We start from the raw sequence: 15,086 nt of genomic DNA, 5'->3' as shown, positions 1-15,086 counted from the left end.
GCGAGCACAACCTTCGTCCGCCACCGTGTGTCGTGCACAGTGGCGGACTGTGGGCACAATTGACTTGGCTCTTTTGAGCATGCAACGGATGGGGAGGCAGGAACGACGGTGGCGGAACGGAGCACGGCTGCCGTCGACGTGGCCGACACGAGCGGTGGAGAACCGCTCGCCGCCAAGGCGGACGAGGCCACGACCGACGGCACGAAGGCCGAGAAGGTGACCGACGCGGCGCAGGACACCGCGGGCGACGGCGCGAAGGGCGCCACAGCTTCCGAGGCACAGCCGCCCGAACTGCACAGCGGGCACAAGCTGGCCAGGCGCTACCGCCTGGAGGAGTGCGTCACCCGACTGGACGGCTTCAGCAGCTGGCGTGCCGTGGACGAGAAACTGCGCCGCGCCGTCGGGGTTCACATCCTGCCCGCCGACCACCCGCGTGCCCGTCCCGTGCTCTCCGCCGCGCGGTCCGCCGCGCTGCTCGGCGACCCGCGCTTCGTCCAGGTCCTCGACGCCGTCGAGGAGAACGACCTGGTCTACGTCGTCCACGAATGGCTCCCGGACGCCACCGAACTGACCGCCGTCCTCGCCGCCGGACCGCTCGAGCCGCACGACGCCTACCAGCTCGTGACGCAGATCTCCCAGGCCATGGCCGCCGCCCACCGGGAGGGCCTGGCACACCTCCGGCTGACCCCCGGATCCGTCCTGCGCACCTCTTCCGGCCAGTACCGCATCCGGGGCCTGGCGATCATGGCCGCGCTGCGCGGGATCTCCAGCGACCACCCGCAGCGCACGGACACGGAAGCCATCGGCGCGCTGCTGTACGCCGCGCTCACCCAGCGCTGGCCGTACGAGAACGACGCGTACGGGCTGTCCGGACTGCCCAAGGGCGTCGGCCTGATCGCCCCCGACCAGGTACGGGCGGGCGTGCACCGCGGCCTGTCGGAGCTGGCCATGCGCGCGCTCGTCAACGACGGCGCCACCGCTTCCCGCCAGGAGCAGCCCTGCACCACGCCGGAGGAGCTGGCCAAGGCCGTCGGCGCGATGCCGCGCATCCGCCCGCCGGAGCCCTCCTTCACCACCCCGCCGCCCTACCAGCGCACCGGCTACCAGCAGGGCACGTACGGTCAGCCGGCCGGCCCCGGACGGCCCGGCGCCTCGGCCACCCGGCCTGTTCCGACCCCGCCGCCCCCGTTGCAGAGCCGTACCGGAAGGGCGGCCAAGTGGTGCGTCTCCGCGCTGCTGATCGCCGCGCTGGGGCTGGGCAGCTGGCAGCTGGCCGACACGCTCCTGAAGGACCGGAATCAGGACGACTCCGGCAGCTCGGAGACGACCGGGGGCCACGCCGGCACGGCGTCGGGAAAGACCGTCAGCGTCGACAAGGTCGTGGACTTCGACCCGGCGCCGGGCGGTGACGGCACGGAGAACCCGCAGGACGCCCCCAAGGCCCTCGACGGGGACCCCGCCACGTCCTGGCCGACCCGCAATTACTACGGCCGCTCCGACCTCGGGGGTCTCAAGGACGGCGTGGGGCTGATTCTCGACCTCGGCAAGGTCCAGCAGGTCGGCAGCGTCAAGGTCGACCTCGTCGGGAGCACCTCGCTCGACTTCCGCGCCGCGCCCGAGGACAGCAGCGGTGCGCCCACGTCCCTCGACGGCTTCAAGAAGATCGCCGACGGCTCGGGGGAGACGGTCACGCTGCGGGCGAAGGAGCCGATCAAGACACAGTACGTATTGGTCTGGCTCACCGACCTCCCGTTGAAGGACGATGGCAACTACCGGGGCCAGATCAAGGAGATCAAGGTCCGCAGCTAGGGGTGGGCAGCAGGGGGGCGCCAGAATGTCGATGCGGACAGCGGCCAGGAGGCGCCGGTGCTCCCCGGGCCTCCCTCCGCCCCCGCGGCCGGCCGCTGTGGCCGTCGTCCTCGAGCCTGGTACCGCCGAGCACCCGTATGTAAGCTCCCGTGTACAGCTTGACGCCAGGGGTTCGGTTATGCGTGATGGCGCAGTGATGCCCGCCGTCGTAGGAAAGGTCGGTCCGGCCGGTTTCCTGGCCGTCCCGGCCGAAGCCCGTGCCCGGGCGGCCCCGGGCAGGACGCGCGCAGCGGCGCCGTCCGCGCGGCCGGCGCTCCGCGGTCCGCACCGGGCCGGCTCCTGCGAGGCGGGCCATGGAAGATAACGTCCGCCCCTCCGACCAGGCACTCCTCGCCCGCCATGTCCAGGGTGACCCCGACGCCTTCGGCGAGATCGTCAGGCGCCACCGTGACCGGCTCTGGGCGGTGGCGCTGCGCACCCTCGGCGACCGCGAGGAAGCGGCCGACGCCGTGCAGGACGCCCTGGTGTCCGCCTACCGTGCCGCCCATACCTTCCGCGGCCAGTCGGCCGTGACGACCTGGCTGCACCGCATCACGGTCAACGCCTGCCTGGACCGGGCCCGCAAGGCGGCCTCCCGGCGCACCTCGCCGGTCGCGGAGACCGAGCGGCTGGAACAGCTCATCGAGCCGCACGAATCCGCCGCGATGCCGGCCGAGCGCCAGGATCTGCACCGCGAACTGCTCAGCGCGCTCCGTACTCTCCCCGCCGAACAACGCGCGGCCATCGTCCTCGTCGACATGCAGGGCTACCCCGTGGCCGAGGCCGCGGAGGTACTGGGCGTCCCCACCGGCACGGTGAAGAGCCGGTGCGCCCGCGGCCGGGCCCGGCTCCTCCCGATGCTCACCCATCTGCGCGCCGAAGAGGGGGATAAGGGCACCTCAGGCGGGGGAAGGAACCGGGCGCAGGGGACATCCGTCCCACAGACGGCAGGACCGAATGACTCAGGGGCCGTGAAGGGCGGAGGTGGGCGAGCGTGACAGCCACGACCGACACGGGCGGGCATCCGGAGGTCGCGGAGATCTCCGCGCTCGCGGACGGGTTGCTCTCGCCCGCCCGCGCGGCAGATCTCCGTGCGCATCTCAACGGATGCCCGCTGTGTGAGGACGTCCACAGCTCGCTGGAGGAAATCCGCGCACTGCTCGGCACGCTGCCAGGACCGGGACGGATGCCCGACGACGTCGTCGGTCGCATCGATGCCGCGCTGGCGGCCGAGGCCCTGCTCGACGCCACGGCGCCCACCGGTGACGCCACCCTCGTTTCGACCGCCTCGGGCGACGGCTCCCGCGTCGTGGGGCAGTCGTCCGGTACGCGTGATGGCTCGGTTTCACGTGAAACCGTGGAGAAGAAACGGGACACGGTTTCACGTGAAACAGTGCCCGGACGCTCCGGTGGCAGCTCCGCCGACCGCCCGGCCGGCTACCCCCGCTCCGCCACGGGCCCTGGCCGCAAGCCCCCCGGCACCCGCACGGCGAGGGGGCACCGCTGGCCCAAGGTGCTGCTCGGCACGGCGGCCGCCGCAGCCGTGCTCGGCATCGGCGGCATCCTTCTGCAGAATGGTTCCGGGAACACCGGGCAGGACCAGGACCCCGGCGTGACCGCCACCGGCCAGAGCCCTGCGGACGGGTCGCTCAGCTCCGCGACCCTGGGCAGCCACGTGCGTGATCTGCTCGCCGAGCCCCGCCGCAGCAAGACCCCCGATGTCGGCACCCAGAGCTCGTCCCAGTCACCGCTGCGCGGTGCGGACGACACGATCCCCTCCTGCGTGAGCAAGGGCCTCGCACGGCCCGAGAAGCCGCTGGCCGCGAGCCGCGACACCTACCAGGGCAAGGACGCCTACCTCATCGTGCTGCCCCACCCGTCCGACACGGACCGGGTCTCCGCCTACGTCGTTTCGGCGTCCTGCGTCTCCGCCTCACCGCCTGTTCCTGGCAAGATTCTGCTCAGCGGGACTTATCCCCGCGGCTGAGTCGCCCAGCCCGGCCCCGGGCTGCGGGCCGCTACGGGTGCGCTGGGACACTGCGGGAATGCTCGCCCCGTAGGATCCGTTGGGTGGGATGAGAGTTTCTCCAGCCCACCCAACGCAGTCGGCAGAGACAAGGAAGACACCCGTGAGCGACGTCCGTAACGTGATCATCATCGGCTCCGGGCCTGCGGGCTATACCGCCGCGCTCTACACCGCCCGTGCCTCGCTGAAGCCGCTGGTTTTCGAGGGCGCCGTCACCGCCGGTGGCGCACTGATGAACACCACCGATGTGGAGAACTTCCCCGGCTTCCGGGACGGCATCATGGGCCCGGACCTCATGGACAACATGCGGGCCCAGGCCGAGCGCTTCGGCGCCGAGCTGATCCCCGATGACGTCACCGCCGTGGACCTCTCCGAGCCCATCAAGACGGTCACCGACTCCGCCGGCACCGTGCACCGTGCGCGCGCCGTCATCGTCACCACCGGCTCCCAGCACCGCAAGCTCGGCCTGCCGCGTGAGGACGAGCTCTCCGGTCGCGGCGTGTCGTGGTGCGCCACCTGCGACGGCTTCTTCTTCAAGGACCAGGACATCGCCGTCATCGGCGGCGGCGACACCGCGATGGAGGAGGCCACCTTCCTCTCCCGCTTCGCCAAGTCCGTCACCATCGTGCACCGCCGCGACACCCTGCGCGCCAGCAAGGCGATGCAGGAGCGCGCCTTCGCCGACCCGAAGATCAAGTTCGTGTGGGACAGCGAGGTCGCCGAGATCCACGGTGACAACAAGCTCTCCGGTCTGACCCTGCGCAACCTCAAGACCGGCGACACCTCCGAGCTGCCCGTCACCGGCCTGTTCATCGCCATCGGTCACGACCCGCGCACCGAGCTGTTCAAGGGCCAGCTGAAGCTGGACGACGACGGTTACCTCAAGGTGGACGCGCCCAGCACCCACACCAACATCCAGGGCGTCTTCGCCGCCGGCGATGTCGTGGACCACACCTACCGCCAGGCGATCACCGCCGCCGGCACCGGCTGCTCCGCCGCCCTGGACGCCGAGCGTTTCCTCGCCTCGCTCACCGACAGCGAGCCGGCCGAGCCCGAGCAGACCCCTGCCACGCCGGAGCAGACCCCCACCGCCTGACCTCGAACGTCAGCTTTCACACCCCACCCAGTAAGGAGAACGCCATGGCCGGTGCCACGGTGACCGTGACGGACGACAACTTCGAAGAGGTCGTCCTCAAGAGCGACAAGCCCGTACTCGTCGACTTCTGGGCCACCTGGTGCGGCCCGTGCCGCCAGGTCGCCCCCTCTCTGGAGGCCATCGCCGCGGAGCACGACGAGATCGTCATCGCCAAGCTCAACACCGACGAGAACCCCGCGACCACCGCCAAGTACGGCGTCATGTCGATCCCGACCATGAACGTCTACCAGGGCGGCGAGGTCGTGAAGACCATCGTCGGCGCCAAGCCCAAGGCCGCGATCGAGCGGGACCTGGCGGACTACCTCGCCTGATCCCCGCATGATGTTTCACGTGAAACGGGCCTGCCCTCCGGGGCGGGCCCGTTTCGCTGTCCGCACTACAGGGGCCGGAGTACCGGTTCCTTCTGGACGGCACCCAGCAGCCGGTCCAGCGCGAGTTCCACGTCTTCCTTCCACGACAGGGTCGTGCGCAGCTCCAGGCGCAGCCGTGGGTAGCGCGGGTGCGGCCGTACGGTCTTGAAGCCCACCGCGAGCAGATGATCGGCGGGCAGCACGCACGCCGGCTCCGTCCACTTCGCGTCGCCGAACGCCTCGATCGCCTTGAAGCCCCGCCGCAGCAGATCCTTCGCGACCGTCTGGACCATGACCCTGCCCAGCCCCTGGCCCTGATAGCCGGGGATGAGCCAGGCGGTCATCAGCTGCACGGCGTCGGGGGAGACGGGGCTCGTCGGGAAGGCCGTGGAGCGTGGCACGTACGCCGGAGGCGCGTACAGCACGAAGCCGACCGGGACCTCGTCCACATAGACCACCCGGCCGCAGGAGCCCCACTCCAGGAGCACGGCGGAGATCCACGCTTCCTTCTCCAGCTCGGGCCGGCCGCTCTTTACCGCGGCCTCACCGCTGACGGGGTCGAGCTCCCAGAAAACACACGAGCGGCAGCGCTTGGGGACATCCGGAAGGTTGTCCAGCGTGAGCGGTACGAGCCGACGCCCCATGAAGCCAGGTCCTCACTTCCCTCGCCCACCGCACCTCCCGGCACGGTCAGCGGAACGCGCTCACTGAGCAGACCACCGACGAACCCGCCGACTGCCCCCAGACCGAACCCCGCTGCCATCAATCCGGTGCGGCTCACCGATCGCATGGCTTCTCCTCGTCGTGAGGTGACTCCGAGTGGATGTGTGCCATACCCCGAACGCATCGTAACCGGGACAACATGAACCCGGGTACCGCGAAAAGGCAAAGGGCGGGCCGTGTTCCGGTCACCTCACCGGCACACGGCCCGCCCTCCGGCGGACGGCGGCGTCCGCTCACGCCTCGTCGCTGTCCTCCTCCGGGTGCTTGTCCAGCACCCGTCCTTCTCCAGGGGCCAGCGTGCCCAGGATGCGGTCGAGATCGTCTATCGAGGCGAACTCCACGACGATCTTGCCCTTCTTCTGGCCGAGGTCGACCTTCACTCGCGTCTCGAACCGGTCCGAGAGCCGCGAGGCCAGATCGGTCAGGGCGGGCGAGACACGCGTACCGGCCCGCGGCCCCTTCGCCTTCGACGCGTTCTTGGGCGTGGACCCCATCAGGGTCACGATCTCCTCGACCGCCCGCACCGAGAGGCCCTCGGCCACGATGCGGTGCGCCAGCCGGTCCTGCTCCTCGGAGTCCTCCACGGACAGCAGCGCCCGGGCATGACCTGCCGAGAGCACCCCCGCGGCGACCCGCCGCTGCACCGACGGCGACAGCCTCAGCAGCCGCAGCGTGTTGGAGACCTGGGGACGCGACCGCCCGATCCGGTCCGCCAGCTCGTCGTGCGTGCAGTTGAAGTCCTTCAGCAGCTGGTCGTAGGCCGCCGCCTCCTCCAGCGGGTTCAGCTGAGCCCGGTGGAGGTTCTCCAGCAGCGCGTCCAGGAGGAGCTTCTCGTCGTCCGTCGCCCGGACGATCGCCGGGATCTTCTCCAGGCCGGCCTCACGGCACGCCCGCCAGCGGCGCTCGCCCATGATGAGCTCGTACCGCCCCGGGCCCATCTCCCGTACGACGACCGGCTGGAGCAGGCCCACCTCCTTGATGGAGGTGATCAGCTCGGCCAGGGCGTCCTCGTCGAACACCTCACGCGGCTGCCGTGGATTGGGAGTGATCGAGTCGATCGGCAGCTCCGCGAAGTGCGCTCCGGCGACCTCACCGCCCTTTTCGTTCACCACCGGCTCGGCCGGTGCCTCTGTTTCACGTGAAACGGCAGCGTCCGGAATGGCCGCCACCTTGGCCGCGGCAACGCCTCGCTCCGATGTCATGACCGGCACCGCCGATGGCGATGTCGTCCCCCGTCCCACCGCCGGGCCGGCGTTGTCCGAACCCTGCGGTGCCGCGGGGATCAGCGCACCGAGCCCGCGGCCCAGTCCTCTACGTCGTTCGCTCACTGATTCCCCTCCGACATGCTGTGCTGTGATTCATAGGTCACGCTGAGCCCCTGACCGGCCGCCCCGGAGACCCCGCGCAGCGCGATCTCACGCGCCGCTTCGAGATAGGACAGCGAACCGCTGGAGCCCGGATCATAAGTGAGCACCGTCTGCCCGTAGCTCGGCGCCTCGGAGATGCGCACGGAGCGGGGGATGCTCGTTCTCAGTACCTCGCTGCCGAAGTGACTGCGCACCTCGTCGGCGACCTGGGAAGCGAGCCGGGTCCGGCCGTCGTACATGGTCAGCAGGATCGTCGACACATGAAGCTTGGGGTTCAGATGGCCGCGGACCAGATCGACGTTCCGCAGCAGCTGCCCCAGGCCCTCCAGCGCGTAGTACTCGCACTGGATCGGGATCAGCACTTCGGCCCCGGCCACCAGCGCGTTGACCGTCAGCAGGCCGAGCGAGGGCGGGCAGTCGATGAGGATGTAGTCCAGCGGCTGCTCGTATGCCTTGATGGCCCGGTCCAGCCGGCTCTCCCGGGCCACCAGCGAGACCAGCTCGATCTCCGCACCGGCCAGGTCGATCGTGGCGGGCGCACAGAACAGCCCCTCCACGTCCGGCACCGGCTGAACCACGTCGGAAAGTGGCTTGCTCTCCACCAACACGTCGTAGATGGAGGGGACCTCGGAGTGGTGGTCGATCCCCAGGGCCGTGGAGGCATTGCCCTGTGGGTCCAGGTCCACCACCAATACCCGCGCCCCGTGCAGGGCAAGTGAGGCAGCCAGGTTCACGGTGGTGGTGGTCTTGCCCACCCCGCCCTTCTGGTTGGCCACCACCATGACCCGGGTCTGCTCGGGGCGGGGCAGACCCTCTCCCGCACGACCCAGCGCCTGGACTGCCAGCTGAGCAGCACGACCGATCGGTGTGTCGTCCATAGGGGGCGGCGTTTCACGTGAAACGTCGTCCCCGAGCGACTCGCTACGGGGACCGGGGACCGGATCGGTCATCGGTCCCGCGATGTTGGCGTCGGACCGCAAGGATTCACTCTCCTCGACTTCAGGCTCGCGATGCTCAGAGCCTGCCATGGTTTCGGTGTCGCGAACCAGCGAGGCCCTGTCTCCTGTGGATGAATCCTCCTCTGTGGATACATCCGTGACCCGACCGGGTCGGTGGCCACGCGGTGCGGCAGCCGCACGACCTCGACTGATGATTCCATGCAGCAGGGAGCGACGTTTCACGTGAAACACGATGCCAGCGCCGTGCCCCATTCCCCCGCGACACTCCGGCTTATGTCGTTTTGGTGGTTTGTATGGAGCACCGTCCTCGGCGGTTCGAGCGACGCCCCTGGCCAGACATGACAGGAGCGCTTCCCGTCGGCGGACGGAAAGCGCTCCTGTCTGCGTCTGGTGTTGTGCTGCGCCGGTCTACCGCCGTCGGCCCCTGGCCGGCCGGTTGGCGCGATTCGCCTTGGCGCGCTTGGCCGCGAAGCGGACGCCACCGGGGCTCTCGCCCACCTCCACACGGACGACGGTGGACAGCGGATCGACCACGCCCTCACCGACCTGCACCACCGAGGTGGACTCCACGCCGAGCTTGCTGAGCGCCGCCCGGGCGCCCTTCAGCTCTTCCTCCGCGGTGTCACCCTTGAGCGCCAGCATCTCGCCGTACGGCCGCAGCAGCGGAACACCCCAGCCGGCCAGCCGGTCCAACGGAGCCACCGCACGCGCGGTCACCACGTGAACCTGCGGGATCTTGCCCATCACCTCTTCGGCCCGGCCCCGCACGACGGTCACGTGATCAAGCCCCAGCAGCTCCACGACCTCCTGCAGGAAGTTCGTCCGCCGCAGCAGCGGCTCCAGCAGGGTGATCTTCAAATCCGGTCGCACCAGCGCCAGCGGAATGCCCGGCAGCCCGGCCCCCGAGCCCACGTCGCACACCGAGACGCCCTCGGGGACCACCTCGGAGAGCACCGCGCAATTCAGCAGGTGGCGCTCCCACAGCCGCGGCACCTCACGCGGACCGATCAGTCCGCGCCGTACACCCGCGTCGGCGAGCAGCTCGCCGTACCGCACGGCCTCCGGGAAGCGCTCACCGAAAATCTCCCGTGCCGCTTCCGGCGCCGCTGGAAGCTCCGCCGCTGACTCCGTCACGGTTACCGCCCTTCCTCTGAACTGCTGATCCTGCCGGTACCCGGATCGAGACCCGGTCCTGGCAGAAGCCTGACAAGACGTGGCCCCGCCTGCGAACAGACGGGGCCAGAGACACGCGCGAGTGCCGGAGAATCAGGCCGGGAGCACGACGACCCGACGCTGGGGCTCCTCGCCCTCGGACTCGCTGCGCAGTCCGGCCGCCGCGACGGCGTCGTGCACCACCTTGCGCTCGAACGGCGTCATCGGCTTCAGCTTCACCGGCTCGCCCGAGGTCTTCGCCTCCTGGGCCGCCTTGGCACCCAGCTCCGCGAGCTCCTCGCGCTTGCGTGCGCGGTAGCCGGCGATGTCCAGCATCAGACGGCTGCGGTCGCCGGTCTCCCGGTGCACCGCCAGCCGGGTCAGCTCCTGGAGCGCCTCCAGCACCTCGCCGTCCCGGCCCACCAGCTTCTGCAGGTCGCGGCTGGTGGAGTCGCTGATGATCGACACCGCGGCACGGTCGGCCTCGACGTCCATGTCGATGTCGCCGTCGAGATCCGCGATGTCCAGCAGGCCCTCGAGGTAGTCGGCCGCGATCTCGCCCTCCTGCTCCAGCCGGGACAGGGTGTCGGTGCCCTCGGCGGCAGGGGTCGTGTCCGTCACGAAAGACTCCTTCTACTTCTTGGACGGGTGCTTGGGCCGCTGCTGGCCCTTGCGCTGTCCGGACTTGGCGTTACGGGAGGAACCGGAGGCCGAGCTGCCCTTGGGCTTGCCGCCCTCGGAAGACTTCTTCGCGGCGTCCGCCTTCTGGCCCGAGTCCTTCTCCAGCGACTGCTTGGTCGCGCCGCCCTTGGCCGTGGAGCCCGACTGCCCGCCCTGCGCACCGGCCCGGGTGCGGGTCTGCGTACCGCCGCTGGCCGGGGCCGCGGTCTGCCGCCGGGACTTGCTCTGGCGCTTGGGCTGCTGGCGGTTCTGGCGCGCCTCCTCGACGGCCTTCTTCGCCTCGAGCTCGGCCGGGTCCTCCTTCAGCTTGCCCTTGGCACGCAGCCGCTCCTGGCGCTCCGTGTAGGCCCGGCTGCCCGGGGTCGGGTTCCGGCGGATGACGAACATCTGCTGGCCCATGGTCCACACGTTGGTGGTCAGCCAGTACACGAGGACACCGACGGGGAAGTTGATGCCGAAGACGGCGAACATGATCGGGAAGACGTACATCAGCATCTTCTGCTGCTGCATGAACGGCGTCTTCACCGTGAGGTCGACGTTCTTCGTCATCAGCTGGCGCTGGGTGTAGAACTGCGACGCCGACATCAGAAGGATCATGACGACCGTGACGACCCGGACGTCGGTCAGGGAGGCGCCGAGCGCCTCGACCTTGGACGCGGAGTCCATGAACTTCACGGACAGCGGGGCACCGAAGATGTGCGCCTGCTGCGCGCTCGCCAGCAGCGGCTTGTCAATGACGCCGACGACCTGGTTGTTCGCGATGTGGTTCAGGACCTGGTACAGCGAGATGAAGAACGGCGACTGGGCCAGGATCGGGAGACAGCTCGAGAGCGGGTTGGTGCCCGTCTCCTTGTAGAGCTTCATCATCTCTTCGGACTGGCGCTGCTTGTCGCTCTTGTAGCGCTCCTGGATCGCCTTCATCTTCGGCTGGAGCGCCTGCATGTTCCGCGTCGACTTGATCTGCTTCACGAAGAGCGGGATCAGGCAGATACGGATCAGCACCACCAGCGAAACGATGGACAGACCCCACGCCGCGCCGCTGTTCTTGTCGAAGACCAGGCTGTACAGCGAATGGAACTGGACGATGATCCAGGAAACGGCGTAATAGAGAGGATTCAGGATCGTGTCCACGAATCAAGCTCCTTGGGCGTTGGGCTGAGTCTCGGGCTGTGCGGCAGGCTCATGGACGGCGGGCCCGCCCAAGCGGCTCCTCAGCCGCTGGTGCCAGACCGGGTGCTTCCGGGGCGGTACATGGTCGACACCACCGAGCGACCACGGATTGCAGCGCAGGATGCGCCAGGCGGTGAGCGCGGTGCCTTTCACCGCGCCGTGCCGGTCAATGGCCGTATAGCCATAGTGGGAGCACGACGGGTAGTACTTGCAGACCGGACCCAGCAAGGGGCTGATGGTCCACTGGTACAACTTGATCAACAGCAGCAGCGGGTACTTCACGGAGCGCCCCCTCCAGGGTCCCGCCCGGGGGTCCTCAGCAGGCGCTGCAGCGCGGCATCAAGATCACGGGCGAGCGCGTCGTACTCCGCATCGCCCGCGCCGGGCAGCGCACGTACGACCACCAGGCTACCGGCGGGCAGCCGGTCCAGACGGTCACGCACGAGGTGGCGGAGCCGGCGCTGGACCTTGTTCCGTACCACGGCGTTGCCGATGGCCTTGCTCACGACGAAACCCGCACGCGTCGGGGGAACCATTTCCCCCGCTGCGTGCGGGTCCGTTGCACCGCTGCGTAGATGGACGACAAGGAGCGGGCGCCCGGCCCTGCGTCCCCGGCGTACCGCGGTCGCGAAGTCCTCGCGCCGCCTCAGCCGATTCTCGGTAGGCAGCACGTCATGGACCTAGAGGCCGGGCTGTCAGGCCGACAGGCGGGCGCGACCCTTGCCACGGCGGGACGCGAGGATCGCGCGGCCGGCACGCGTACGCATGCGCAGACGGAAGCCGTGGGTCTTGGCGCGACGACGGTTGTTCGGCTGGAAGGTGCGCTTGCTCACTCGGGGGCTCCAGGAAAGATTGTTGCCTCTTGCGAGACAGGTGTGGGGCGTCGACTGGCTGTCACCGTGCGCCCACGAGTAGCTCGCATACGCCCGAGTGCACCGCTACACGATCGCTGGGCGCGATCTTTGCCCATCGGAGGCAGGCGGCAGCAGCCATCGACAACTCGACCTGGTCACGGTACGCGCGGCTGCATCATCCGGTCAAACCGGCTCTAGGACAGGACACGCTGTACACAGGCTGTGGACAACAACTTGAACACGCGTGGGTCAGCTGACTACCGTGGCTGAACTCCGATTCCTTCCCGCCCGTCCTGAGAATCACACATTCGTGGGACTGTGAGAGAGCGTGCTCTGTGGCTGACGTCCCTGCAGATCTTGCCGCAGTGTGGCCGCGGGTCCTCGACCACCTGCTCCGGGCGGAGAGCGACAGCCTCAAGCCCAAGGACCAGGACTGGCTCAAGCGGACCCAGCCGCTGGCCCTGGTCGCCGACACCGCGCTGCTCGCCGTACCCAACGAATTCGCGAAGGGTGTACTGGAAGGCCGGCTCGCCCCGCTGATCGGCGAGGCGCTGAGCCACGAGTGCGGCCGCCCGATCCGCATCGCGATCACCGTCGACGACACCGCCGAGGCGCCGCAGCCCCCCGCGCCGCCCCAGCAGCACCTGCCGTCGCAGCAGCCCCAGCTCTCGCACGACGCGTACGAAAGCTACGACGGCCGCCAGGGTTACGGTCGGCAGAACGGCCACGAAAACGGTCCTCAGGGAGGACCGCAGGGTGGACACGGAGGCGGCCAGCACGGCGGCCACCAGGGCGACGAGCTGCCCACCGTGCGCCCCGCCTACCCCGAGTACCAGCAGCAGCACCCGCAGCCGCGGCCCGCGCCCGGCGCCTGGCCGCAGCACTCCGAAGACCACCGCTCCGGCCTGGGCGACGACTCCGGCCGGCGCGACGACTACGGCTGGCAGCAGCAGCGGCTCGGCGGCTTCCCCGAGCGCGACCCCTATGCCACGCCGTCGCACCTCCAGCAGCACGGGCGCCCCGGACCCGGCGACTATCGGTCGCAGAGCGACGACTACCGGTCACAAACCGATGATTACCGCTCGCAGAACGCCGACGACTACCGCCGGCAGGGTGCCGACCGCCCCGGCCACGGGCAGCACGCCGACACGCAGCGCTCTCCGTACGAGCAGTCCCCGCAGCACCGCGACTCCGACGGCCACCAGCCGGGCGGCCCCGGACGGCACGCCGGCCCCGGCAGCAACCTGCCCGCGCCCAGCGGCGCCCCCGGCCCGCTGGCGGCCCAGCCCGCGCCGGCGACGGGCCCCGGTGAGCCCACCGCGCGGCTGAACCCGAAGTACCTCTTCGACACCTTCGTCATCGGCGCTTCGAACCGCTTCGCGCACGCCGCGGCGGTCGCCGTCGCCGAGGCCCCGGCCAAGGCGTACAACCCGCTGTTCATCTACGGCGAGTCCGGGCTCGGCAAGACGCACCTGCTGCACGCGATCGGCCATTACGCCCGCAGCCTGTACCCCGGTACCAGGGTCAGATACGTGAGCTCGGAGGAGTTCACCAACGAGTTCATCAACTCCATCCGCGACGGCAAGGCGGACGCGTTCCGCAAGCGCTACCGCGACATGGACATCCTGCTGGTCGACGACATCCAGTTCCTGGCGAGCAAGGAGTCGACGCAGGAGGAGTTCTTCCACACGTTCAACACGCTGCACAACGCGAACAAGCAGATCGTGCTCTCCAGTGACCGGCCGCCCAAGCAGCTGGTGACCCTGGAGGACCGGCTGCGCAACCGCTTCGAGTGGGGCCTGATCACGGACGTCCAGCCGCCCGAGCTGGAGACCCGTATCGCGATCCTCCGCAAGAAGGCGGTGCAGGAGCAGCTGAACGCGCCGCCGGAGGTACTGGAGTTCATCGCCTCCCGGATCTCGCGCAACATCCGCGAGCTGGAGGGCGCGCTGATCAGAGTGACCGCCTTCGCGTCGCTCAACCGGCAGCCGGTGGACCTCGGGCTCACCGAGATCGTCCTGAAGGATCTGATCCCCGGCGGCGAGGACGCGGCGCCCGAGATCACAGCTACCGCGATCATGGCGGCCACCGCCGACTACTTCGGGCTGTCGGTGGACGACCTGTGCGGCTCCTCACGCAGCCGGGTGCTGGTGACCGCGCGGCAGATCGCGATGTACCTGTGCCGTGAGCTGACCGATCTCTCGCTGCCGAAGATCGGCGGCCACTTCGGCGGCCGCGACCACACGACCGTCATGCACGCCGACCGGAAGATCCGCGCGCTGATGGCGGAGCGCCGCTCCATCTACAACCAGGTGACCGAGCTGACGAACCGCATCAAGAACGGCTGACGCGGGCGGCGCCGGCCGCGGACGCGTACAGGGCGCTCCGGGACAACTCCCGGGGCGCCCTTCGCCGTTGAGTGTCCCTCAAGAACGCCGTAGGGAAGGCCCTCCGGGCGTCCCGAGCCGTCCCCACGCTGTGGAACCGGCTCCCCGGCCGGCTCCGAACTCCCCAGCTCTGTTCGATTTCTGACGAGGACACGGCCTCTCTCCACAGATTGGGCGAGAATCTTCCCTCCACACCCTGGGGACTGCAGAGTTATCCCAACAGCATCCACAAGGAGGCCACCCGCCAGGACATCACCCCAGGTCAGCAGGGTGTGGATTTGCGGACAACCGTCATCCACAGGGTGTGGACAAAAATCTCGTCCACAGCGTGTGCACGCGACTGTCCACCGGTCGCCCACAGGCAAAGCGGCGTTGTACACACCTCGTCCACACCGCTGTCCACTGTTCGGCAA

General features: G+C 69.3%; 15 protein-coding genes. 6 read left to right on the top strand and 9 right to left on the bottom strand.

Going from position 1 to position 15,086, the window contains the following annotated elements; genetic code table 11:
* Positions 1-108: 108 nt before the first annotated feature.
* The 5 genes from ACIGXO_RS16090 (at position 109) to trxA (ending at position 5,341) form a co-directional block, all read left to right on the top strand.
* Positions 109-1,809, top strand: a complete 1,701-nt coding sequence (locus tag ACIGXO_RS16090) for a protein kinase family protein (RefSeq protein WP_399786217.1) — start codon at positions 109-111, stop codon at positions 1,807-1,809.
* A 353-nt stretch (positions 1,810-2,162) separates the two neighbouring features.
* Entirely contained in the window at positions 2,163-2,846 is a 684-nt protein-coding gene (gene sigM, locus ACIGXO_RS16085) for an RNA polymerase sigma factor SigM (RefSeq protein WP_399786214.1), read from the top strand.
* Positions 2,843-3,835 (top strand): anti-sigma factor family protein, encoded by a 993-nt coding sequence (locus ACIGXO_RS16080; protein ID WP_399786210.1) that lies wholly within the window; start codon positions 2,843-2,845, stop codon positions 3,833-3,835. Before sigM ends, ACIGXO_RS16080 begins: the two co-directional genes overlap by 4 nt.
* A gap of 142 nt (positions 3,836-3,977) precedes the next feature.
* Complete coding sequence (gene trxB / locus ACIGXO_RS16075) at positions 3,978-4,970, top strand: thioredoxin-disulfide reductase (protein ID WP_399786207.1); 993 nt, start codon at positions 3,978-3,980, stop codon at positions 4,968-4,970.
* A gap of 44 nt (positions 4,971-5,014) precedes the next feature.
* A complete protein-coding gene (gene trxA, locus ACIGXO_RS16070; RefSeq protein WP_030615259.1) occupies positions 5,015-5,341 on the top strand; it encodes a thioredoxin in 327 nt (108 codons plus the stop codon).
* A gap of 65 nt (positions 5,342-5,406) precedes the next feature.
* On the opposite strand, the gene ACIGXO_RS16065 is transcribed toward trxA, so the two are convergent.
* The 9 genes from ACIGXO_RS16065 to rpmH all read right to left on the bottom strand — a co-directional run bounded on the left by ACIGXO_RS16065 (position 5,407) and on the right by rpmH (position 12,265).
* Positions 5,407-6,024, bottom strand: a complete 618-nt coding sequence (locus ACIGXO_RS16065; protein ID WP_030259447.1) for a GNAT family N-acetyltransferase — start codon at positions 6,022-6,024, stop codon at positions 5,407-5,409.
* A gap of 312 nt (positions 6,025-6,336) precedes the next feature.
* The gene (locus tag ACIGXO_RS16060) at positions 6,337-7,431 is read right to left on the bottom strand and encodes a ParB/RepB/Spo0J family partition protein (protein WP_399786204.1); all 1,095 of its coding nucleotides are present in this window, start codon (positions 7,429-7,431) and stop codon (positions 6,337-6,339) included.
* Positions 7,428-8,498: an AAA family ATPase gene (locus ACIGXO_RS16055; protein ID WP_399786201.1), complete on the bottom strand. Its 1,071-nt coding sequence runs from the start codon at positions 8,496-8,498 to the stop codon at positions 7,428-7,430. Before ACIGXO_RS16055 ends, ACIGXO_RS16060 begins: the two co-directional genes overlap by 4 nt.
* Before the next feature lie 339 nt (positions 8,499-8,837).
* Entirely contained in the window at positions 8,838-9,563 is a 726-nt protein-coding gene (gene rsmG, locus ACIGXO_RS16050) for a 16S rRNA (guanine(527)-N(7))-methyltransferase RsmG (protein ID WP_399786198.1), read from the bottom strand.
* Between the two features lie 132 nt (positions 9,564-9,695).
* Positions 9,696-10,202 carry a R3H domain-containing nucleic acid-binding protein gene (locus ACIGXO_RS16045; protein ID WP_031049992.1) on the bottom strand — a complete coding sequence of 169 codons (507 nt, stop codon included), beginning with the start codon at positions 10,200-10,202 and terminating at the stop codon, positions 9,696-9,698.
* A gap of 12 nt (positions 10,203-10,214) precedes the next feature.
* Entirely contained in the window at positions 10,215-11,393 is a 1,179-nt protein-coding gene (yidC, locus tag ACIGXO_RS16040; RefSeq protein WP_399786194.1) for a membrane protein insertase YidC, read from the bottom strand.
* A 3-nt stretch (positions 11,394-11,396) separates the two neighbouring features.
* Positions 11,397-11,714 carry a membrane protein insertion efficiency factor YidD gene (gene yidD / locus ACIGXO_RS16035; RefSeq protein ID WP_399786191.1) on the bottom strand — a complete coding sequence of 106 codons (318 nt, stop codon included), beginning with the start codon at positions 11,712-11,714 and terminating at the stop codon, positions 11,397-11,399.
* A complete protein-coding gene (gene rnpA / locus ACIGXO_RS16030) occupies positions 11,711-12,103 on the bottom strand; it encodes a ribonuclease P protein component (RefSeq protein ID WP_031049999.1) in 393 nt (130 codons plus the stop codon). The genes yidD and rnpA overlap by 4 nt, the downstream gene beginning before the upstream one ends.
* A gap of 24 nt (positions 12,104-12,127) precedes the next feature.
* Complete coding sequence (gene rpmH, locus ACIGXO_RS16025; RefSeq protein ID WP_003949374.1) at positions 12,128-12,265, bottom strand: 50S ribosomal protein L34; 138 nt, start codon at positions 12,263-12,265, stop codon at positions 12,128-12,130.
* Positions 12,266-12,621: 356 nt separating this feature from the next.
* Here rpmH and dnaA point away from each other — a divergent pair, with 356 nt between their 5' ends.
* Entirely contained in the window at positions 12,622-14,634 is a 2,013-nt protein-coding gene (gene dnaA / locus ACIGXO_RS16020; protein WP_399786188.1) for a chromosomal replication initiator protein DnaA, read from the top strand.
* The last annotated feature ends 452 nt before the right edge of the window (positions 14,635-15,086 follow it).

It is taken from the genome of Streptomyces sp. NPDC053542 (assembly GCF_044544685.1).
Classification (GTDB): domain Bacteria; phylum Actinomycetota; class Actinomycetes; order Streptomycetales; family Streptomycetaceae; genus Streptomyces.
The sequence above is the reverse complement of the archived record's forward strand: the minus strand, read 5'-3'. Positions and strand labels throughout refer to the sequence as shown.